Genomic DNA, 21,132 nt, shown 5'->3' with positions numbered 1-21,132 from the left:
AGGGGATTTTTTTTCTCCCTATTTAGTCCTGATTCCCCCTTTCTTATGTCTCATTTCGCCTTCGCTTTGAAGGTTGAGCCGGGTAAATTTGTATGGCTATCTTACGAATTTGTGATGAGAAGGATTATCGTTTCAATCAACGTAACGCCGGATGGATTTTGCAGTCATGAAAGCTCGGTGGCGGATGAAGAACTACTCCGGTTTGTGAATGCGCTTGCCCGCAATTGTGACCAGATACTGTTCGGTAGGGTTACATATGAGCTTTTCGAAAGCTTCTGGCCGCCGGTTTTGAAAAAGCAGAGTTATGGAGGCGAAATGCTGGAATTTGCTAACCTGATCGATCAGGTTGAAAAAGTTGTTTTTACACGATCAACGGTTGAGAGACCGTGGAATAATACCAGAACGATCCATGTAATCGATGAGGAACATATCCTGGCCTTAAAAAATGAGCCGGGGAGAGATATATTAGTGCTGGGGAGTCCTTCTATTGTGGATGAACTGACCAGCCTGAAACTGATAGACGAATACTATATCGCGATTCAGCCGATCCTTGCCGGAAAGGGGAAGAGGTTATTTGAAAAAGTGAGGCTGGAAGAGGATTATATAATGGAGTACATTAAAACGATTCCATTCAGCTCTGGCGCCAATTTAATTCACTATAAAACAACCCGAACCGCGCAAAATGGCTAGTAAGAAAAGCTTAAAGGTATGCCCTAACGGACATAAATTTTACAAAAGTACGGATTGCCCTACCTGCCCCATATGTGAGGCTGAAAGCAGGCCAGAGAGCGGGTTCCTATCCAGGTTGAGCGGGCCGGCGAGGCGGGCGTTGGAGCATCACGGAATTTTGTCTCTGGAAGCATTGAGTAAGTTATCTGAAAAAGAGGTGCTGAAATTGCACGGGATGGGACCTGCGTCCATTCCAGCACTTAGGAAAGCATTGGAGGAAGCCGGGCTGCGTTTTTCGTCATAACTTTTGCAAACCATGATTCACCGCATTGTTGAAAAATCCATTATGATTCATGTAAAACCTGAAATAGTTTGGCAGGTTTTTACCAATGCCCGGCTTACCAGGCAGATGGGCGGGGAATATGTTACTGACTGGAAGACAGGAAGCGCTTTCGGCTGGAAAGGACTAGACGGCAGGATGTACACAAATGGGAAAATTTTGGACCTGGTACCAGGCAAAATGATCAGGCACGACCTGCTGAATGATTGCAATTCAAAAGAACAGACTGCTGTAATCACCTATCATTTTCATGAAAAGCAGGGTAGCACTTTGTTGCAGGCACGTGAAGAGATTATGTATGCGGTAACAGAGAAACAATATCGTGAAGTATCTCAAGGCTGGAATGCAGCTTTGGAAGCAGTCAAACAGATCGCTGAGGCAAACAACATTCCCTAGCATGGTCATGACATCCGACTGTATTTTATGGCCGTTGCTGCTTTCTCGAACCTCCTGGCACAGCCTTGATCGTTGTTTTTCTCTTTTTAACAGAATATGAACCGGTCGTATCTGCGTCCGGACGGCCAGTGCTGCTGCGACCATCAATCGTGCCGGTGGAATTCACACTTCCATTGTCGTTCAAAATAGGTCCGGTTTCTGCATTGGAGGAATCTTTTAATATGGCGGAAACGTCGGACGTGTCTGTGGTTGACCTTGTGCTGGATGTTCTCTTTCGGTATTCCCTGGCCGATTTCTTCCTTTCCGTAGTTTGCGCGTAAGACAATGCCGGAATGACAAAAAGCAGGGCGAGCAGGATTGAAAACGCTTTCATAATTGCTGTATTTAAATTGAAGATGTTAACTGCCCTTCAAAATCCATTCCAAGCATGGTTAAGCCAAAGCCGGTCTGCGGTTTTTTCTTCTGAATTCCCCCAAGCTCATACCTTTTGCCTTTTTGAAAAACCGGTTCAAATGGCTTTCATCTGTGAAAGACAGTTCTGCAGCGATTTCATTTATTCGCATTTCACTATGCAAGAGCCTGGTTTCTATTAGTTTGAGGCGACAATTCACAATATATTCCTGCATTGTCTCATTAGTTTGTTTTTTAAAGTACCGGCCGAGGTAGGATTGGGAAATCCCGAAATGGTCGCTGATGACCGCGGCTTTGATTTTTTCGGGATCATAAATATGCTGCTGTATATATTGTACAATGTCAAGCGCCTTTTCCTCAGTATGCTCACTCACCCGATTTGGTAAAAACATGGCAATATTCCGCGCAACAAGAATGAGTATCGTATTGACGTACTGCCGTATCAGGTCCCGGTTATAGAGGTCGCGGTTCACATATTCCCTGATTACAGCTTCAACCAGCGGCTTCACAATGGATTTGTCTGTTTGATTCTTTAATATGCAGCCCGGCTGGTGGTTGGCATTCTGCAGTATAAATTCAAGCCGTCGCAAGAGTACGCCACGTTCGGGATCAGAGAGAAAAGCGGCATTCTTTTTAATATAAAAATCATTGAATTTAATAAAAAAGAACCTGGTGGTCGTGTCAATATCAAAACTATGGGTGTCTTCCGGGGTTAGCAGGAACATGTGGCCGGGATGGTACCGGAATGTATGCTGGTTGATGATCTGGGTACCGGTGCCGTCCAGAATGTAAACTAGTTCAAAGAAATTATGCTGATGTTCAGACTTTGGACATTCGTCAAGTTCTTTGTAGACGATTTCAAATGGTTCGTGCAAGGTTTCACGCATATTTGCAAGAATATACCGGATAAGAGAAAATTTATACTGTAAAAGTAAGTTGCAAACGGTACAAATTTGCATTGTCAATTAAACAAAAAGAAATCATGAAAGCAGTATTCCTGACAGATACGAACCAGCCGCTGATTATTAAAGAGGTAGAAATGCCCGAGCCAAAAGCACACCAGGTACTCATTAAACTTGCCTACTCCGCATTGAATCACCGCGATGTGTGGATACAAAAGGGGAAATATGCCGGGCCGAAATCCGGCCTGATCCTGGGCTCCGACGGACTGGGAACCGTTACGAAGGTAGGGGAGAGGGTGGAAGGGAATTGGCTCGGCAAAAAAGTGATCATTAATCCCAGCCACGATTGGGGCGACGATCCGGCCGCATTCGGAAACGATTTCAAAATCCTCGGAAATCCCGAGCCCGGCACTTTTTCGGAATATATTGCCGTTGATGAAAAATATGTGCATTTGAAGCCTGCGCATTTAACGGATGAAGAGGCGGCCGCTTTGCCGCTGGCCGGGATTACAACTTATCGTGCGTTATTTACCAGGGCGGCGGTCAAAAGGGGCGAGAAGGTGCTTGTTACCGGAATTGGTGCCGGAACTGCTTTACTGGCGCTTCAATATGCGATTGCGGCAGGGGCGCAGGTTTATGTCACGTCCAGTTCATCGGAAAAAATTGATCGGGCAAAGGCACTCGGTGCCGTCGCAGGTTATAATTATAAGGAAGAAGACTGGTTTCATACTGCCAAAAATGAAACGGGCGGTTTTGACGTGATTGTCGACAGCGCATCAGGCAAAGGATTTGGCAGTCTGATTGAGGCAGCGCGGCCCGGTGGCAGGATCGTATTTTTTGGCGGCACCGATGGTGTGATCGGCAATATAGTGCCGAACAAAATTTTCTGGCGTAACCTTTCAATTTTGGGAACAACAATGGGAACGTTGCAGGATTTTAAAGACATGCTGGAATACACGGAAAAGCACCATATCAAACCGATCCTCGACAAGGTATATCCACACCTGGCCCACGCCCAGGATGCGGTTGACTACATGCACGAAGGAAAGCAGTTTGGTAAAATTGTGCTTACCAACGTCTAGACAAACGATTTGAAAATGCAGATCCCGGCCAAAAGCCGGGATTTGTCATTAATTATGCATCAACTTGAAAATCTTGACCGCACCGTCTTCCTGCTCAAAATGGATGTAGTACATTCCGGTGGGATATTGTTTCATACTGATCGTAAACGCCGGGTCAGTCACCTGTCTGGAGAGGCGGACAATCCCGTCGTTACTGATCAGCCTGATGTTCCTTATCTTTTTGTTGCGGACTATAATTTGTAGAATATCCTCGACCGGATTCGGGTACACTTCTGCCCACGAGAATTCTGTAAAATGTATTGAACGTATTTTACTATACGCAAACGATCCGTCGCGATCCACCATTTTCAACCGGTAGTAGTTGATCCCGGATTCCGGCAGGCTGTCCGTGTAGCCGTAGGTGCGCGCATCGTCACTTTCGATGGCAGCCCTGATCCTTGCGATTTCAGTCCAGTGAAGCATATCACTGGCCCGTTGCACCTCAAAGTAATCACTGTTTGCTTCCTGCGATGTAGCCCATTCCAGATCAGCAAGCGACTCACGTTTGCTGGCTTCAAAAAATGTGAGGACCACCGGAAGTGGATCAGTATTGATTTGAACCCTGACCGTTCCCGCATTCGACGTAAGACCGGATTTATCTTTGAATGTATAATTAAACGAGACATCGCCCACAAAGCCGGTAGCGGGGGTGAATACGAATTTTCCTTCCGACGTGGTTACTGCACCATTTGCGGGCTGCTGTAGTACCACCAGCGAACCGGCGTCCAATGCAGTACAAACAGCGACGTCGTTTCCCAGAGCATCGATTATCACAGGGATATTTTTTTTGCAGATCGCTATATCGTCAACTGCAGTTGGCTTGTGATGCTTAACGATGATTTTGATAGATTCCAGCGATAAGCAACCGTCTTCATTCACGCCGAAAGCATTGTAAGTCCCTTCTTCACTTACAACCAGTTCGTGGGCAGATGAACCAATAACCAGCTCATTGTTACGATACCACTCATAGTGATGTGCGCCTGAAGACTCAGCTCTGAGCCGAATAGACGTAGATTTACACATGGAGACTTCTCTGGTCTGACCTTGCCCGAAAGCAAAGCCAGGTAGCAGAAGCATCCAAACGATTAGGTTAAAGCGCATCGTATGTATTGATTCAGGAGAACTGAATTAGAAAAGCGTAATAACCGGGACTTTTGGAAGTGGCAGGTTTTTCTGGATCTGCTGGGAAGTACCGGTAATGATGTTTGTTGCCAGGCTTGTAGCCGTTGGAATAAGTACTCCTTCCACCGGAAGCTTATATTTGGCAATACATTTGTACAGCCCGGCTTCCACAACTTTCAACGCACTACCGGTTTCCGAAAGGATCGTCCCATCTTCTGTCGACCATTCAAACGGAAGTTCGATACCGTATTGAGCCAGGTTGCTGACAGGCGTTGCGAACGAAGCATTCAGGGTCAGATCGATATCAGCGCCCACGCAAAAATTGGTTTTGGTCGGGATCTGCAATGTTACCTGCAATTTCGGGAGTACAATAATATTGTATTCAACAGGATCAGACTCGCAACCTGCCAGCAAATCGGCGATAACGCTCAGCTTGATTGTGTGTGTTGTAATTCCAGTGGTCGCATCCGAGAAGGTTTTCTTCAATGCACCGCCGGCCACATTTCCGAGAATTTCTGTTAATGCACCGTCAATGCGCCAGAATAGCTTGGAGGCGCTGTTATCGCCCTGCGGTGTCAGCGTAAATTCTTCACCATTTGTTACGTAGAAATTGATTGGTTCAGGGGTGGTTTGCGCAGTTGCGATTTGAGCGAAAGCAAGAAGGGCAAACACTGCAAAGGAGGTAATAGTCTTTTTCATGAATTGTTTTTGTTAAAAATGAACTACTGATAGAGATATGAGGGGGTATTGTTTTGGTATTCAGGGATTTAATTCTGCGCTGGGGGAAGCAGGGGCAGTTTGAACATTGACTGTTACTTTTTTTCTTGGTGAAGCTGTGCATCCGTCACCCGATTTTGCGGCTTCAACATAGTATGTTTTTTTGCCGGTGGTTGTAAGACCTAAAAGAGGCAGTGTGGCATTCACCGACAGCAAATTGCCGTCATTTTGCTCCGAATACCAGGCGTATTTAAAGTTTCCGATGCCGTTGATACTGGCTTGCAGTGCCTGGGCAGACAGCGTGATCTCACCCAGATTTGTGCAGGCAACCACATCTGGCGCATTGATACCGTCCGGCACCCGTCGCACGTCGTGAACATTGATTCCGTTTGCTCCCAAACCGAGCCCTAGCAATGCAATATTGAGGTCCAGCTCAATGCGGTCGAAGACAAATGAGCTTCCGTCCGCGCTTTTGGGGACAAAATAAAAGGTGATATTGCTGTTGTTTGCGAAAGAAGTAAGCAGCGCAGCGTCTAAAACAGATTCAAGCACCTTTACTGTACCCACTTCATTTTCACCATTGTAGGCGCGCAGTGTAAGGCTGGATCCGAGATTGACTTTTAGAAAAGAGCCGCCCTGCGACAGTGTAAGCCGCACCACATCATCCGGATTTGATTTACCATTGAAGTAGAATGTTTGTTTGATATGCCCGCCGAAAAGTGGTAGCCCATTGGAAACGAATGACGACTTCGAGTCAAGGTTTTCATCGATTGCCCCCGCCGGAGTCGACACGTCAAAAGCTGTCAGAATGATATCCGAATAGCCGATACTGGTTCCATTGGGCCTGCCGCAATCCGCCGCATTAAACGGGTATGGATTCGACGAGTTGGACGCGCCCGGTCCGTAGAATGCGAAATAAACGTTTGCACTGTATGTTCCTGCAAGAACAGGCGAAGCAACAGTCAGTTTGACCGACTTAAAACTGGCAGACGGCGTGACTCCGATTAAAATGTAACCATCTGGCGCATAGTAAGTTTTGTAGCCAGTTCCGACGAGACCAACCGAATTCCCCTGGCTGTTATGGGCCGTGATCGTGATCGCGCCATTCGCATAGGCACTTGAATTCGAATTGATCCGAAAGTAAACTGTCTTGGGATTTGCAGCTCCATAGTTTACCGTACTGGTAAAAAAGAGTTGCAGCGAGCACGATGTTGCACTACCCAATAATGCTTTGGAAGCAGTTAGTTCGGCGGCGGAATTTTTAGAGCTATTCGCGGCATTAGCCGGATTGGCTACTGATCCGCCATCCGTACCTGGAACAGGTGTTTCCGTGGCATATACAGCACCATCGGGTTGCGCCACAGAAATTTGAGCACAGAGAGTCGCTACAAGCAGGGTGAGCCTGCAAGTGCATTTAAGGTAAAAATGTTTCAAGTATAGAGTAGGGTATACGTAATGTTTTACAATTACTTCTACAAAGGAAATGGAAAAAATCCATTTGCAAAAAAAATTCAAGATTTTTGACAAACTATTTTGAAAACCGGTACAGTTAAATTCAAACGAGGATTGATACCATCAAATTTTTTCTAACTTGGCTCATATATCATTTTAAGTAACCGATGATTACAAGACCAGTTGCACTTCGGGAGGTCAACGTAATACGCTATCTGATGCCGCTGAGGGAGGGTGGTTCTCTGCCTGCTATTGCGGAAGCAGATGACGATTTTTTATATGTATTGAAGTTTAAAGGGGCAGGCCAGGGTGTGAAAGCCCTCATCGCCGAGCTGATCGGCGGAGAAATTGCCAGGCTGCTGGGACTTCGTTTGCCGGAGATTGTTTTTGCCAAGCTGGATGAAGCATTCGGCAGGACGGAACCTGACGAGGAAATCCAGGACCTTTTGAAAGCAAGCGTCGGGTTGAACCTCGCCATGCATTACCTGTCCGGCGCCATTACGTTCGATCCGCTCGTGACGACGGTCGACGGAAAACTTGCTTCCGAAATCGTCTGGCTGGACTGTTTTTTAATGAATGTAGACCGCACCGCACGGAATACGAATATGCTCATCTGGCACAAAGAACTTTGGCTGATAGACCATGGGGCTTCATTGTATTTTCATCATTCGTGGCAGGATTGGGAGCTGCAGGCAGCCAGGCCGTTTTTGCAGGCTAAAGATCATGTTCTGTTGAAGAAAGCGACAGAGCTGGACGCGGTGGATGCATATTATAAAACGATTTTAAACGAGCAGGAGATCCGTCAAATCGTTTCGCTGATTCCCGGAGACTGGCTACTCAAAGACGCTCCATTTGAAACCGAAGAAGCGCATAGGGAAGCTTATATTCAATTTTTGACCCAAAGGCTTCGCCATTCCGAAGTATTTGTAAAAGCAGCGGCAGATGCAAGACAAGCAGTTATTTGAGTATGCAGTGCTCCGGCTGGTCCCTCGGGTAGAGCGCGAGGAATTTATCAATGTAGGGGTTATTTTGTACTGCTCCGCCCGCCAGTATCTGGACGTTAAATATGAACTTGATGAAGCCAGGCTGAATGCTTTTAGTTGCGTTGCCGACCCTGTGGAGATACGGGCATATCTGCTCGCTTTCAAGCAGATATGCCACGGGAGAAAAGACGGTGGTGTGATAGGCGCGCTGCCGCTTGCTTCCCGGTTTCGCTGGCTTACCGCAACCAGAAGTACCATGCTGCAGACTTCAAAAGTTCATGCCGGGTTCTGTGATGACCCGGAACAGACATTGTCGGTTTTATTCAAAGAGCAGGTGTGCTGTTGATCGCTATTTTAACTTGAGGTACTGCTGCACAGTTTCCTTTTTTCGCCGGGAAATTTCAATTCTCGACCCATCGGTCAGCAGCAGGAACTGGTTATTGTGGGTAACCTGCTTGATGTATTTAGGATTGACGAGGTGCGACTTATGCGTGCGGATGAAATTGAATTCATTCAGCATTTCATCAAAATGTTTGAGTGTTTTACTGGAAAGAAACGGCCTCTTTCCGATCAGATGGATAGAAGTGTAGTTTTTGTCTGCTTCCAGCCGAAGTATTTCGTCCAGCGTAAAAAAGTAGACTCCTTCGCTCGACGGTACCGCCAGCCTGAAATCCTTTATTTCTTTCTTTTCAATGTTTTTGGCCAGATTATCGTATAGTTGCTGGTTGGTTTGCATCGACTTTTGCCTGACTTTTTCCAAATGCCTCTGTACCGATTCCTGAAGTTCCTCGGGGTCGACAGGTTTCAGCAGATAGTCCAGCGCGCTGAACCGGATCGCCTGGATCGCATATTGATTGTAGGCTGTCGTGAAAATGATATCATAACTCGGATTCTTGCGCAGCAACAAAAAGTCAAATCCGTTTTGATGGGGCATTTCCACATCCAAAAAAACGATATCCGGCATAAAGTTGTCCAGAATATCGAGTGCTTCCCTGACCGAATCCGCATGTCGGATTTCAATTTTTTCCTTGATAAAATTAGCCAGATAGTGGTCTAGCACATTGCGTGCCTTTTGTTCATCATCGATTATTAGTGCCTTTATCATAACGTTTTAGGTATTATTTAAGAAAGTAGAAAGTTCGATTGTTACTAGAGTGCCCTGCGCGTTGCCTTGCAGATCATATTTATCTGTTATTTGCACCAATGCATGCTGCCCCTGCTTTTCAAGCAGATCAAGTCTGTCTTTCGCTATTTGTAACCCCTTTGATTTGTGCCTTTTGCCTTTGCTGTTAAACTCTTTGATTTCCAGGGATCTTTTTCTGCCAATGCCATTGTCATCGATGAGGCATCTGAAAACATCGTCATTAATGCGCTCATATCTGATGATAAGCTGCCGGTCGCCGTCCTTGTGCATCAGTCCGTGCCAAAGCGCATTTTCGACGTAGGGTTGCAACAGCATAGACGGCAGCATGATGTCCTCCGCTTCCAGGTCGTTATCGACGGTAATTTCATAAGAGAACGATTGTTCAAACCGCATCTGTTCAAGCTCCAGATAGAGTTCGAGCACGTCATTTTCATCCTCAATCGTGACCAGATTTTTATCCGAATTATTAAGTACCCTCCTGAAGAGCTTTGAGAACTTATTCAGGTATTTGCTTGCTTCGCCGTATTTCTGGGTGACAATGCATTCCTGTATACTGTTAAGGCAATTGAATACGAAATGCGGGTTCATCTGCGCCCGTAAAGCCATCAACTGGCTTTCTGCCAGCATTTTGTTGATTTCCAACAGCATGATCTCTTTTTGCTGGGCCTGTTCTTCAGCCTGGGCCTCGGCGATTTTATTGGCACTGATGGATGCAATCGTTGACAATACACGCGCATGTTCCTCATTGAAGAATTTCTTCTGGCTATGTTCCGAATCGATTACGCCGATGACTTTGCCTTCATGTAAAATCGGGACTGCTATTTCTGACAAACGTGGCTCATCATCAACAATATAGCGGCTGTCTTTTCGCGTATCTTTGACAATCACCGTTTTTTTAGTGGCCGCAGCGGCGCCCACGATCCCCTCGCCCAGATCGAGTTCCATCGGGTTTAAGATTTCGTGTTCTCTTACATTTTTTGTGCCGTACGTAGCTTTTTGTATAAGCTTTTGCCTTCCCTCGTCCCACAGGTACACCACACAATCTTCAAAATGAAGCTGAGAAATACAGTTTCGGGCGATGTCCCAGCAGATTTCATTCACCGAGTTTTCTCCATAAACCGAGTTGGCGAAATAGGCGATGGTTTTGTCGTAAGAGGTTTTTTGCTTACGATTTAAATAGCCTCGGTAAGTAGCGTCGATAAATACGGCCGACAAGGTGCCGGCAAGCACAAAGAACCACCAGGTTTGCCACCAGTGAGGGAGCACCCGGATTTTCAAAGTTGTTACCTCGGTCATCCACTGTTCATTTTCATTGGTACTCCTGACTTTGAAATTATAATACCCCGGTTTGAGGCTGTTGTAACTGACCGTCATGGCGCGCCCAGCCTCTACCCAGTCGTCATCAATCCCTTCCAGCTTATAACTGTATTGTAAGGAAGGCACGTCACGGTGGCTCAGGGAAGCATATTGAAAGGTAATGTAGTTGTCCTGAGGGTGGAGTTCAAGTAATTTTCCGGCCGCAGTTTCAATCTCATTACCGAAAATTCTGACCGAAGTAATATGGGGCGACTTTCGAACCGATATTTTGGCAAATTTGAAAGGATCAATTTCGACTACGTGATCCAGCATGACCGCGTAAATACGGTCTTTGGTGGCGTACACAAAGTTCCAGTAATCTTGCAGCGTTTTGCCAAGGTTGATTTGAACCCTGGTTATCTTTTTTGTTTTGGTGAAAAAGAATAATAGCCCGCCCGAGCCCGCCGCCCAAATTGCCCCCCTTGCATCCATGGTAATGCTTGCAATGCGGTTAAAAGGAAGGCCATCCTCGTCGCTCAGGCTATCTAAAATATTCCCCTGCTGACTGATTTTGTAAAGACCCTTTTCCCAGATCGAGGCCCAGACGTTTCCATCGGAATCTTCGATAGCCTGTTGCACGTGGAAATTCTTGGGATTTGCAACCGGAATGACGGAAAAACGACTTTTGGACGCTTCGAATTTAAGAAAACCCGTGCCCCACATTCCAAACAGAATATCGCCGCTTTTTAAGACCAGAAAACTTTGGCAATTGGCATACTTAAAAATTCCGTACTGCTCATTTTTACCGTCGAAGCGATCGAGTCTGTCAGATGCTGGATCGTACCTGTAAATCGCGTCATTCATTACGTGAAACCAGATCTTCCCTTTATTGTCTGTAAAGATAAAGTTAGTTGGGCTTGGGGGTGCTTTTTCGAGTTGTGACAAAACCTCCTCGCCCTCATTCACGCTGAAAACTCCATGGCTTCCAGCCAGCCAGCATGTTTTCCCTACTTTCACGGTCATCAGAAACCGATTTTTCAAAACGTCTGTGGAAGAAACATAATAACGCTTGAACAACCGCCTGTTCATGTTATAGGCAATCATTCCATCCTCCTTCGAGGCGTAAATGTGATCTTTATCGACAAGTATACTATTTGCGTGAGTGAAATTGGTTTCCAGGAAAGAGTCGTAACTGGGAAGCTTGTAGATTGCTTTGAAAGGTATGCTGCCGGATAATTTGCTTACTCCATTGATTGTCGCGAACCACAAATTTCCCTCCCTATCTTCCACCACGTCCCGGAAATAACCATAACTGATGGAGTTAGGGGAGTCCTGGCTGTATGGTATTTTTTTGATTGGTGCACCTTCTTCTTTAATATAGGCAGCGTACATCCAGGTCGATACCCAGAGCCGGTTCTTCCTGTCCACATATATGTAATTACATCCGTCCGTAGCCTTTTTACCTTCAAATTGTCGATGGATTGTTACCTGATTCGTTTGCTTGTTCCAATAGTTTAGAGACAAGTCTGATGTTGAGGCGTACCACAGATTAGAACTGGTATCCAACGCAATAGCAGTAACCCAATGCTTTTTCAGGAGAGGGTATTGCCTGGGGTTGTTAGTGCTGTCGTAGAGAACCTTATTTTTGCAGTCGAGAAAAAAGCACTGAAGACCCCCGATCCAAAATCCACCCTGTTTTTGATCCCAGCAAAAAGCGTTGCCGGCTGCATAGGATAGTGGTTGCTTGAGGATTTTAAGAGCCATGGGAAACTCCTCTTCCAAGGACAGCAGCTTCCTGCCGTCATAAATGAAGATTTCGGAATTGCATAGTATCCATAACCTGTCGTAACCATCTTTTTTTAAGGCGAGGATATTTTTTTTTGACAATAAGGCAAACCGTGTGTCCGCTATATATTTCGCCTTCCGTTTGTTGAAGGTGAGCAATCCTCTGGAAGTCGCAAGCAGCAGGTTATCGCCATTATCTATTGGGAAAATTGAGTTTATAAAGATGTTTTTGCCCTGACCGGTATTGTCAAAGGGCCTGATCGAGTTTCCATCGTATCGGTTAAGGCCATTGATGCTCCCTATCCACAGAAAGTCGTCCTGATCTTTGTATAGAGATAGTAAGTCCTTCGAATCCAGCCCATCTGCCTCTCCGAGGTTCTGAAAAATAAACTGTGCAGTGGCATTGGAGGCCAGACCGAGAAACGAGAGCAGGAATAAAAATTTTAAATGGCGCATTAAATGCATTTCGTTGAATTAAGCGTAAAGTAGTTATTGGTAAACCAAGCGCGAATAAGATTTCCTAAAAGGCTGAACTCAATTATTCAGCGGTGATCTTCTCCATTTACATGGCGAAATTATTTCCACTTCAAACGAATAACTTCTATCTCTTTTGACCAGTTAATCATTACAAATTACCGTTTATTCATCACTTTTTTCTCTGGTTAAGGTTTACAGCAAATTTGTTTATATAGGCCACTCAAAATGGGCCGATCATTAACAACCTGACAACCCGATGAATATGTACCTGACTGGATTTGCGATAGACTGCCTGGCGATCCTGGCGCTATCAGGTTATTCTGCCTACAATTATTTTTTCAAGAAGCCAATAACTGGCTTGAAATATATCAAACCAGTATTATTCCTGATCATTACGGAATGTTTTGTCTCTGCCTATTTTGCGCACTCTGGTAACCTGACGCTGGCGTCGGTCATCGTTTGGGTGCAAGCTGTTGCAGTCATAGTTACCGCACTCTTTATTTTGCTGATCATCATCTTCAAACCGGACTGGAGATAAGTGCTATTTCCACCAAGAGACGGCCAGTGCAGATTCATGAATAGGCGATGTCGCAAGCGGATGCCTGATCATACTGTGAAGCGATATGCCAAGTACTTCGAAGAACGCTCTTCTTCTTTTTAATTACTTCTAAGTTGATAATGAGATTGTTGTCGGTTTTGACAGGCCATTGACCTTTCAATCAATCAGCGGAAACCGCTCAATCATTGAAATGCTGAGAGGACATTTTTACTCAGAATATTTGATTCAGTTAAGTCTTAAACGGCAGCTTGGCCCGCTGCAAAATCATTGGTAAAGTCAAACTAGCCAAAAGAAAATACTGTCAGCGATTATGAATTCAAACTTTTAAACACACTCCTTATGAAACGGGTTTTATTATTCGTCTTACTGATTTTTTTCACAAACATTCCAAAATGCTTAGCTGAGGAGGTTAATGCTTCTGTTTGTCACGCAGGTAATGCGCAGGTACTAGTCGATGCTACGCTCACAAACGAATGTTTAAAGCCAGCCGCAAACTTAAAAGACGCACTTAATAGTGTGATTCCGGCCGGAAATGGCAATAACGAACTTGTGTGGTACACGAACTCGCACCATACAGGCAGCCCGGTGAGCTCTCCAAGCCAGGTAGGTGCAGGTACCTATTACGCATTCATTTATGATGCCGTGAATGACTGTTTTAACACTGGGACGTCAACTGCAAAAGTGGATGTTACCATAAATCCTATACCAAACAATGGGCAGCAGGTTGCTCTTGCGAAGACAACAGTGACAAACATTTGTCCTAGCCCAACAGCCTTTTTAGGTAATATATTTTCGGGAGTTCCGCCCGCGGATTGTGATTTGGTATTTAATACCAAGTCAGATCTTTCCGGAGACTTTATTTTCGATGGCAAAACTAATGTATCGGGCACATACTACGCGTTTTGGAAAAACAACAATTACTGGTTTAATGGTTGTTACAATACCGCGAATTCAACTGCAAAAGTTGTCGTAACGATTAATGCAGTTCCTTTAAATGGCTTAGTACAACTTAGTAAAACTTCCTTGACCAATGCATGCCCCAAAACAACCGTCAACTTAAATGATGCAGTTTCAAGTTCAATTCCCTGTACCGGCGGAAAGATTCGCTGGTACCATAGTAACAAGCATTTCGGTTCGCCTGTGCAGGACCCCGCAAATGTTGTAGCAGGTGAATATTGGGCATTTTATACCAATGCTGCTGAAGACGCATTTGGAACTGAAACTTCCACCGCTAAAGTTACTGTAACTATTAACAATTGTCCTCCGCCATGTGATGCCGGAACTGCACAAGTGCCTCTGATCAAGACTTCAATGGCGAATGTTTGCCCTACCAAAACAGTCAATCTTTCCGAAGCCTTTGGAGGAACTGTACCAACGGGAGCCTTCTTGTATTGGTACGACAATGCTACTCATTCAGGTAACCCTGTCGCTAATATAAATGCAGTTGGTGGCGGAACTTATTACGCCTTTTATCGAGACTTAACTAATAACTGTTTTAATACTAATTTATCGACAGCCAAGGTAACGGTCACATCAATACGATGCCAATGCGCGGCTGGGACGGATCAGGTTACTTTGAAAAAGAATGTGGTTGAGACTGTATGCCCGGCGACAACTGCAAATTTAAACAAAGTAGTTGCAGTGATAGCTCCACTGGGTTCGAAGGTAGTGTGGTATAACAATCCCAATCATGAGGGTAGTCCACAAACCAATCCGGAAGTTTCTCCCGCAGGGTCCTACTGGGCGTTCTTTTATGATGTGGATGACGATTGTTACAATACAGCGTTATCTTCTGCGAAGGTAACAGTGACCCTGACTGATTGTTCGGTATGTAATGCGGGGACTGCACAGGTTGACGTTGTGGGAGGGCCTAACAGCTTCTACATTACAACCTGTAAACCGTATAAGGATTTAACCGAATATCAAATTGCATCGGTTCCCGCCGGCACATCGGTGGTTTGGTTCAAAGATCCAAATCACGTAAATCCTGTTGCGGACCCAACCATGGCGCCGGTAGGTTCATACTATGCTTTTTACTACGACGAAATTCACAATTGCTTCAACACCGACAACTCAACGGTTCAAGTGACAGTCAACCAGATACCGTCGTTATCGAAAACGAACTTAACCGGTATATGTCCGGCAAACACAGCTAATCTAAACGACGCAGTTTCCGAACAGGGTCTTGAATTGGTGTGGTTCACAAATAATAGCCATTCAGGTGAGCCCGTGGCAGATCCATTTCACGCAGGAGCCGGAACATATTACGGTTTTTATGGAGATGCGGCAACGGGTTGTTATAATGTAGACATTTCAACTACCCCGGTCACCGTCACTATCAATAACTGTCCGATCAATGAAGCCGACCTGACACAGACCGTTGTCATTAATGCTTTGAACTTCAATTCGGAAGCTTCTCGGGATTTTGTTGTCAATCTGTATGAAATCAATGGATTTGATACTAAGGCCCCAATTAACTTCAAAATAAGCAAGACAGGAAGTTTTGACATTACATATCCTACGGTCAGCGGAACTTCTCAGGTTTTGGGTGGCACTCCAAATGAAAATAGCAATTGGACATTTAGTGAAAATGCTAGTTTTATAACAGTTACGTCAACTAGTACAATCCCAGCAAATGGACAGGCCACAATCGGTTTTAAAGTGTCGCGTAAACCAGGTGTTTTGAAGGGCTCAAAGCAGAGCATAACTGTAACACTGGTAGGTGGGTCTGGTGGTGAACTTAATGCTGGTAATAACCTGTCCGTTACGGCAATTTCTACAAACTAGTTAAAGTTAAAGAGGCTACTCTTCCTATCTGTCTAGAAGAGTAGCCTCAGCAATGATCGGAGGATTTAATATAGCGAAACAACTATTTCGCGCAGGCTGCGATTTTATTTGTAATTGTTTCTAATTGATAATCAAAGTGTTGCTGGATTTGAAGGTGCCGATAACCTTTCAATCAATCAACTGAAGCCGCTCAATTATCAAATGCGGTTACGATGATTTTCACCACCATCTTTGGTTCAGTTAAGTCTTAGCGATGGCCTGGCCTGCCATCAAGTAAGAATGCTCTCCCAACAACGGTTATGAAATTTCAAACTTTTAAACACACTCGCTTATGAAACGGGTCATTTTACTCACACTTCTGCTAGCTCTGGGTAGCTTCGGGTTGATTTATTCTCAAAGTGTTCCTTCCACCGGAGATGGTGCTCTGCCTTGCAGATTAAACTGTCCAAATAATGGGTGGATGGGAGCATGGAAGTCCAGTGTAAATAAAGCGGGCGGAGAATTTCCTTGGAGTGGGGCTCCGCTACCTGCTCCTCCGTCTAACCCTGTCGGCGCGGACGGGGGCAAATATTTCGTGACCGCTTATTCGTCCAACACCATTGAGATGGGTGCTACAGCCCAGATGACTGGTCTGATTCCGGGTAGAAAATATACTGTCAAATGTTACATGATGTCTTCGAGGGCACAATTAGAGAGCGGAATGTCAGACTACGGAGAGCAAGGCAAAATTGAAACAATAGGTGGCTTTGCTTTCGTCAACTTCACGAGCGGTGGTCCATTTGGTTCTAATGTGAATCAATGGATAGAGGCCACATTTAAGTTTACTGCATTATATGATAAGCAGACACTCGGGTTCATTCCAGAAACGAACACTGAAAAGGGCGGATTTGTTAACTTGGATTTAAGAGGGGACTGGCTGACGGCGGAACCTTGTAATGCTGGAACGGCACAGGTAAACGTCAATGCCACTATCAATAATGTATGCCCTGCAAATACAGCTGATTTGACAACAGCAATCACCGGGCCGGTACCACAGAATGCCTCAGTAGTATGGTATAATACTCCGGATCATACAGGAGTGCCGGTGATTCCTGGAACTGCAGGTGCTGGAACATATTATGCATTTTTTTACGACTCAGCAAATGGATGTTACAATACTGAAAATTCGACTGCAAAAGTCACTGTAGCTGTTGGCCCGTGCTGTAAAGCTGGAACAGCTCAGGCTCAGGTTAGCTCAACTCTGTCGAACGTTTGTCCCGCGACCACCGCTAATCTGGCCGATGCAGTTACAGGGCCTGTACCGCAGGGTGCGTCTGTTGTTTGGTACGCTACTCCGAATCATTCCGGAGTTCCCGTAATTCCGGGAACAGCGCCGGCAGGAACCTATTACGCTTTCTTTTACGATTCACAGAATGATTGTTATAACACCGCCAACTCTACTGCAACGGTTACAGTGACGATTAATTCTTGTCAGCCAACTTGCGGTGCCGGAAGTCAGCCGGTACCACTCAAAGCCGTTCAATCGAAAATTTTGTGCCCGGCGACAACCGTTAATCTGATTACAGAATTCCATGGGGGAATTAAATCACCTAACATACAGCTACGATTCTTTACAAATCCGAATCACACTGGAACGCCAATTTCTGATCCGAATGTGGGCGAAGGGACTTATTATGCTTTTTATTATGATCCAGCCAATAGCTGTTACAACCAGAATGTTTCCACAGCCAAAGTGACGGTTGGTTACCAGAAATGTGCTGATGTCACGCCGACAGTCCAAATAAATGCTTTGAATTTTAACCCAGGGGTGTCGCGAGATTTCGTAGTCAATTTGTATGAAGTAAACGGCGGGTCTACCACAGGTACAGTAACTTTGAAAATTAGCAAGCTTGGAGGTTTCACAATTTCCTATTCTCCCCTCAGCGAAATCTCGCAGGTCTTTGGGGGAACTCAAAATGAAAATGGAAGGTGGAGTTTCAGTGAGGATGCCAATTTTATAACAGCTACCTCATTTGAGCCAATACCGGCAAATGGACAGGCTACGATCGGTTTTAAACTGACACGAAAAGCGGGCGCTTTGAAAGGACTAAGCCAAAATATCACGGCAACCGTGGTCGGAGGATCGGGAGGGGAACTCAATTCAGAGAATAACTTGACGGTTACGACGATTTCTACAAACTAATCATGGTACGGCTAATCCTCTCAACCCGCGAAGTAAGATTAGCCGTATTTACTATCTCGCTTCACATACTCCAAGTGGTACCTGAGAGCAGGATGCGATAAAATTTTAGATAAAATTTTACATAAACAACTCAAAAATTATTCAATAACCATTTAAACTAAGACAATGAAAACTAAAATGAAACAACTTCTACGCATTGGGGTATGCATGTCATTCATTCTACTATTTAAGAATGCGCAAGCTCAGGATGTTGCAATCAATATTACACCGCAGACCGTTCCTATGCTGTATCATGCAGGAGGTTTGCTAAGAGTATCTATTTGCAATACGAATCCAACGCCAGTCTCAGCACCAGCTAACAAGCTCAGGCCACTGATCAGCTTTCCTGATAATTTGAAGATACTTGGTGCCTTTAATACGGATGGAACACCAATAACAAATTTTAATGTAGAGTCGTTAACCGATGTTCCAGGCGATCACACTATCAGATTACTTTATACTACGACTCTGGCAAATTTTGATTGTGTTGAGTTTGACGTTCTTGTGAGAGGGGAAGAAGTTGGAGAAGGCGGACCAATTACCTGCACACTAAGTTTCAATGGGCCAATGACGGTTGGGAATAGCCCGGCAAATGATAACAGTGTTGCCGAGATGCCAGTCGATGTCAATCTACCTGTTAAGCTTAAAACTTTCAATGTGAGCAAGGAAGGAAAGTTGGCAGTAATAAATTGGGTGACAACAGAAGAAGTTAACAGCGAACGTTTTGATGTTCAAAGGAGTGAAGACGGTAAAACCTGGGAAATCATCGAATCCGTAGAAGCGCTCGGTAATAGCGAGGATGGAAAAACATACACGTCCTTCGACGCCAATCCTTTTATTGGCGAAAATTTATATCGCCTTCACATGATTGACAAAGACGGAACCAGTGCGTATAGTGCAATACGTAATCTGGAATTTGAGGGCGCGGTACAATTTGTATACCCCAACCCCGCTTCGGAAAAATTGATGTTGAACAAAAGTATTCGCTCTGGTATTGCCAGTGTTGAAATATTTGATGCGAACGGTAAGGAAATCTATAAAATCAAGTCAAACCCGGAAGAGATCGACGTGAGCAGGTTTAAGGCTGGCGTTTATGTAGTTCGCGTTAAGTCCATAGACGGAAAGGAAACAAGCTCGAAAATTCTCGTTGTTAAGTAGTTGTTAAGTAGTTGTTTATGTGCTTGTTTGAGGCTATTTCCATTTTCGGGGTAGCCTCTTAATTTATCCTTTGTGAAGACTGGTGAACTCTGGATCGTTCTTCATGAAATACTTGTAGTTGCCAGTAGTCATCTATATTTCCACTCCATTATTATTCACATGAAATCAGGATTTATTTCAGCTCTATTGATCTTGTGGTCAGTAATGCATATTCACGCCCAGGCAGTCAAGCCGACTTCGCAGGGGAGCACTTGCCAACACTGTGTGCCAAGTGGCTGGACTAAAGATGCGGGAGCCACGAACTTTTTTCCCAGTATCTCGAACGAGACGTACTACGCGGGATTGGTTAATCAACCTTGGAGCCCAGCGCCTACAGGCCCGGCTCCTTCTTATCTGGGATCATTTTTAAGCTCCTACGTATCGCCAACAGCCACTGCTACTTGTCATACAAATTTGACGGGACTTACCGCAAATAAGACGTATTATCTGAAATACAACATCATGTCCAGTAAGAGGGCTGGCGATGATGGCTACGCGGAGACAGGGAAGCTGGAATTGGCTACTGTCGTAAATGGTATTCCAACACCTTTTACGAGTCAGGTAACTACCTTTGCTCCCGGAGAAAATACCAGTGAATGGATTGCCAAAATACTAAAATTTACACCTACGTATTCCAACGTAAGATTAACGTTTTCAGGAACAAGTTCTAAGGGAGGAGTTGTGAATCTGGACATCGGTTTTAATGCTTTGACAGAATGCCTTGCAGGTACAGAGCAGGTAAGTCTGAATGCAACTTCACTCAAAGCTAAGTGCGGGAAGGGAGCTGATCTTACAAGTTTGGTAGAAGGAGTTATTGGAGCCACAGTGTCTATCAAGTGGTTTGTAAATCCTTCACATAGTGGTGAAGCATACAATCAGCCAGGTGCCGCCGGTCCCGGAATCTATTATGCATTTAAATATCATAATGTACTGGACTGTTATAATACTGACAACTCCACTGCAAAAGTGATCGTCAATGCCGGCTGTTTTGACCTTTCTCCGACAATTAGTCTGAATGGACTGAATTTCGACAGTGGAACAAGTCGAGACTTCATAGTAAATGTTTTTGAAACCGCCGGCATGGCTACCGATACCGCTACAATAGTAAGGCTAACTAAGGCTAGCGGATTTGAAATCACATATGAGAATCAAAGCGGTATATCGGATGTCTTCGGAGGAACGCCGAACGAGAATTCGAAATGGAGTTTCTCTGAAAATGCCAATTTTATAACTGCCATTTGTAATTCTCCGATCCAGGGAGTAGGTAAATCAGCTTTGGGCTTCAAAATAAAGCGCAAAACTGCAATGACATCTGGTCTTTCGCAAAGCCTTACAGCCGTAATAGTAGGCGGCGCAAGTAATGAAGTTGATTCTTCAAACAACATAGCGATAACTAAAATCTCAAACAACTGATTATCGGTTACCAGATAGTTTTTGTATTCGGAATGATAATTCCCAGAAGTTAAAGTGAAAAACCCACAGAGTTTCGAAATTTCTTGCATTTAAATGTGTGTAGTGTAGTTTTAAGGCTACCTTGGTTGCAAGGTAGCCTT

The 21,132-nt window shown here is 44.8% G+C and carries 18 protein-coding genes; 11 read left to right on the top strand and 7 right to left on the bottom strand.

Annotation, left to right across the window (positions count from 1 at the left end):
* Positions 1 to 45: 45 nt before the first annotated feature.
* The 3 genes from FXO21_RS28370 to FXO21_RS28360 are packed head-to-tail and all read left to right on the top strand — an operon-like array spanning position 46 to position 1,405.
* Positions 46 to 690 (top strand): dihydrofolate reductase family protein, encoded by a 645-nt coding sequence (locus FXO21_RS28370; protein ID WP_149643261.1) that lies wholly within the window; start codon positions 46 to 48, stop codon positions 688 to 690.
* On the top strand, positions 683 to 973 hold the full coding sequence (locus FXO21_RS28365; RefSeq protein ID WP_149643260.1) for an RNA polymerase alpha subunit C-terminal domain-containing protein: 291 nt from the start codon (positions 683 to 685) through the stop codon (positions 971 to 973). Before FXO21_RS28370 ends, FXO21_RS28365 begins: the two co-directional genes overlap by 8 nt.
* Positions 974 to 985: 12 nt before the next feature.
* Positions 986 to 1,405, top strand: coding sequence for an SRPBCC family protein (locus FXO21_RS28360; RefSeq protein ID WP_149643259.1), 420 nt, complete (start codon positions 986 to 988; stop codon positions 1,403 to 1,405).
* A 25-nt stretch (positions 1,406 to 1,430) separates the two neighbouring features.
* Here FXO21_RS28360 and FXO21_RS28355 read toward each other — a convergent pair whose 3' ends face one another.
* On the bottom strand, positions 1,431 to 1,778 hold the full coding sequence (locus tag FXO21_RS28355) for a hypothetical protein (protein WP_149643258.1): 348 nt from the start codon (positions 1,776 to 1,778) through the stop codon (positions 1,431 to 1,433).
* 58 nt (positions 1,779 to 1,836) lie between these two features.
* Positions 1,837 to 2,703: an AraC family transcriptional regulator gene (locus FXO21_RS28350; RefSeq protein ID WP_149643257.1), complete on the bottom strand. Its 867-nt coding sequence runs from the start codon at positions 2,701 to 2,703 to the stop codon at positions 1,837 to 1,839.
* Positions 2,704 to 2,798: 95 nt separating this feature from the next.
* Between FXO21_RS28350 and FXO21_RS28345 the strand changes: the two genes are divergently transcribed.
* The gene (locus tag FXO21_RS28345; protein ID WP_149643256.1) at positions 2,799 to 3,800 is read left to right on the top strand and encodes a quinone oxidoreductase family protein; all 1,002 of its coding nucleotides are present in this window, start codon (positions 2,799 to 2,801) and stop codon (positions 3,798 to 3,800) included.
* A gap of 48 nt (positions 3,801 to 3,848) precedes the next feature.
* Here FXO21_RS28345 and FXO21_RS28340 read toward each other — a convergent pair whose 3' ends face one another.
* From FXO21_RS28340 to FXO21_RS28330, 3 genes are read right to left on the bottom strand one after another with little or no spacing between them, the layout of a single operon-like run.
* Positions 3,849 to 4,940 (bottom strand): Ig-like domain-containing protein, encoded by a 1,092-nt coding sequence (locus FXO21_RS28340; protein WP_149643255.1) that lies wholly within the window; start codon positions 4,938 to 4,940, stop codon positions 3,849 to 3,851.
* Between the two features lie 27 nt (positions 4,941 to 4,967).
* On the bottom strand, positions 4,968 to 5,660 hold the full coding sequence (locus tag FXO21_RS28335) for a hypothetical protein (RefSeq protein WP_149643254.1): 693 nt from the start codon (positions 5,658 to 5,660) through the stop codon (positions 4,968 to 4,970).
* 60 nt (positions 5,661 to 5,720) lie between these two features.
* A complete protein-coding gene (locus FXO21_RS28330) occupies positions 5,721 to 7,040 on the bottom strand; it encodes an immunoglobulin domain-containing protein (RefSeq protein ID WP_149643253.1) in 1,320 nt (439 codons plus the stop codon).
* Between the two features lie 257 nt (positions 7,041 to 7,297).
* On the opposite strand from FXO21_RS28330, the gene FXO21_RS28325 reads away from it, so the two are divergent.
* Together FXO21_RS28325 and FXO21_RS28320 are read left to right on the top strand one after the other, a co-directional pair.
* Positions 7,298 to 8,095 (top strand): HipA family kinase, encoded by a 798-nt coding sequence (locus FXO21_RS28325; protein WP_149643252.1) that lies wholly within the window; start codon positions 7,298 to 7,300, stop codon positions 8,093 to 8,095.
* Positions 8,073 to 8,459, top strand: coding sequence for a DUF3037 domain-containing protein (locus FXO21_RS28320; RefSeq protein WP_149643251.1), 387 nt, complete (start codon positions 8,073 to 8,075; stop codon positions 8,457 to 8,459). Before FXO21_RS28325 ends, FXO21_RS28320 begins: the two co-directional genes overlap by 23 nt.
* A 3-nt stretch (positions 8,460 to 8,462) precedes the next feature.
* Here the strand turns inward: FXO21_RS28320 and FXO21_RS28315 are convergent, their stop codons facing one another.
* Both FXO21_RS28315 and FXO21_RS28310 read right to left on the bottom strand, forming a co-directional pair.
* Positions 8,463 to 9,218, bottom strand: coding sequence for a LytR/AlgR family response regulator transcription factor (locus FXO21_RS28315; RefSeq protein ID WP_149643250.1), 756 nt, complete (start codon positions 9,216 to 9,218; stop codon positions 8,463 to 8,465).
* A gap of 6 nt (positions 9,219 to 9,224) precedes the next feature.
* Positions 9,225 to 12,794: a histidine kinase gene (locus FXO21_RS28310; protein WP_149643249.1), complete on the bottom strand. Its 3,570-nt coding sequence runs from the start codon at positions 12,792 to 12,794 to the stop codon at positions 9,225 to 9,227.
* Between the two features lie 277 nt (positions 12,795 to 13,071).
* Here FXO21_RS28310 and FXO21_RS28305 point away from each other — a divergent pair, with 277 nt between their 5' ends.
* From FXO21_RS28305 to FXO21_RS28285, 5 genes are all read left to right on the top strand, one after another.
* The gene (locus FXO21_RS28305; protein ID WP_149643248.1) at positions 13,072 to 13,353 is read left to right on the top strand and encodes a hypothetical protein; all 282 of its coding nucleotides are present in this window, start codon (positions 13,072 to 13,074) and stop codon (positions 13,351 to 13,353) included.
* Between the two features lie 360 nt (positions 13,354 to 13,713).
* Complete coding sequence (locus FXO21_RS28300) at positions 13,714 to 16,161, top strand: hypothetical protein (protein WP_149643247.1); 2,448 nt, start codon at positions 13,714 to 13,716, stop codon at positions 16,159 to 16,161.
* Between the two features lie 331 nt (positions 16,162 to 16,492).
* The gene (locus tag FXO21_RS28295; protein ID WP_149643246.1) at positions 16,493 to 18,343 is read left to right on the top strand and encodes a hypothetical protein; all 1,851 of its coding nucleotides are present in this window, start codon (positions 16,493 to 16,495) and stop codon (positions 18,341 to 18,343) included.
* Positions 18,344 to 18,508: 165 nt separating this feature from the next.
* Positions 18,509 to 19,540: a T9SS type A sorting domain-containing protein gene (locus tag FXO21_RS28290; RefSeq protein ID WP_149643245.1), complete on the top strand. Its 1,032-nt coding sequence runs from the start codon at positions 18,509 to 18,511 to the stop codon at positions 19,538 to 19,540.
* Between the two features lie 453 nt (positions 19,541 to 19,993).
* Positions 19,994 to 20,992 carry a hypothetical protein gene (locus tag FXO21_RS28285; RefSeq protein WP_149643244.1) on the top strand — a complete coding sequence of 333 codons (999 nt, stop codon included), beginning with the start codon at positions 19,994 to 19,996 and terminating at the stop codon, positions 20,990 to 20,992.
* Positions 20,993 to 21,132: the final 140 nt, after the last annotated feature.

It is taken from the genome of Dyadobacter sp. UC 10, from assembly GCF_008369915.1.
Lineage (GTDB): Bacteria > Bacteroidota > Bacteroidia > Cytophagales > Spirosomataceae > Dyadobacter.
This window is presented reverse-complemented; position numbering and strand designations above follow the sequence as displayed.

What these genes read in the sequence shown, in the direction of transcription:
- FXO21_RS28370 (WP_149643261.1), top strand. Translation starts at nt 46, where the DNA reads ATGTCTCATTTCGCCTTCGCTTTGAAGGTTGAGCCGGGTAAATTTGTA.
- FXO21_RS28345 (WP_149643256.1), top strand. Translation starts at nt 2,799, where the DNA reads ATGAAAGCAGTATTCCTGACAGATACGAACCAGCCGCTGATTATTAAA.
- FXO21_RS28290 (WP_149643245.1), top strand. Translation starts at nt 18,509, where the DNA reads ATGAAAACTAAAATGAAACAACTTCTACGCATTGGGGTATGCATGTCA.
- FXO21_RS28305 (WP_149643248.1), top strand. Translation starts at nt 13,072, where the DNA reads ATGAATATGTACCTGACTGGATTTGCGATAGACTGCCTGGCGATCCTG.
- FXO21_RS28320 (WP_149643251.1), top strand. Translation starts at nt 8,073, where the DNA reads ATGCAAGACAAGCAGTTATTTGAGTATGCAGTGCTCCGGCTGGTCCCT.
- FXO21_RS28355 (WP_149643258.1), bottom strand. Translation starts at nt 1,778, where the DNA reads ATGAAAGCGTTTTCAATCCTGCTCGCCCTGCTTTTTGTCATTCCGGCA.
- FXO21_RS28325 (WP_149643252.1), top strand. Translation starts at nt 7,298, where the DNA reads ATGATTACAAGACCAGTTGCACTTCGGGAGGTCAACGTAATACGCTAT.
- FXO21_RS28310 (WP_149643249.1), bottom strand. Translation starts at nt 12,794, where the DNA reads ATGCGCCATTTAAAATTTTTATTCCTGCTCTCGTTTCTCGGTCTGGCC.
- FXO21_RS28295 (WP_149643246.1), top strand. Translation starts at nt 16,493, where the DNA reads ATGAAACGGGTCATTTTACTCACACTTCTGCTAGCTCTGGGTAGCTTC.
- FXO21_RS28340 (WP_149643255.1), bottom strand. Translation starts at nt 4,940, where the DNA reads ATGCGCTTTAACCTAATCGTTTGGATGCTTCTGCTACCTGGCTTTGCT.
- FXO21_RS28300 (WP_149643247.1), top strand. Translation starts at nt 13,714, where the DNA reads ATGAAACGGGTTTTATTATTCGTCTTACTGATTTTTTTCACAAACATT.
- FXO21_RS28315 (WP_149643250.1), bottom strand. Translation starts at nt 9,218, where the DNA reads ATGATAAAGGCACTAATAATCGATGATGAACAAAAGGCACGCAATGTG.
- FXO21_RS28350 (WP_149643257.1), bottom strand. Translation starts at nt 2,703, where the DNA reads ATGCGTGAAACCTTGCACGAACCATTTGAAATCGTCTACAAAGAACTT.
- FXO21_RS28335 (WP_149643254.1), bottom strand. Translation starts at nt 5,660, where the DNA reads ATGAAAAAGACTATTACCTCCTTTGCAGTGTTTGCCCTTCTTGCTTTC.
- FXO21_RS28360 (WP_149643259.1), top strand. Translation starts at nt 986, where the DNA reads ATGATTCACCGCATTGTTGAAAAATCCATTATGATTCATGTAAAACCT.
- FXO21_RS28365 (WP_149643260.1), top strand. Translation starts at nt 683, where the DNA reads ATGGCTAGTAAGAAAAGCTTAAAGGTATGCCCTAACGGACATAAATTT.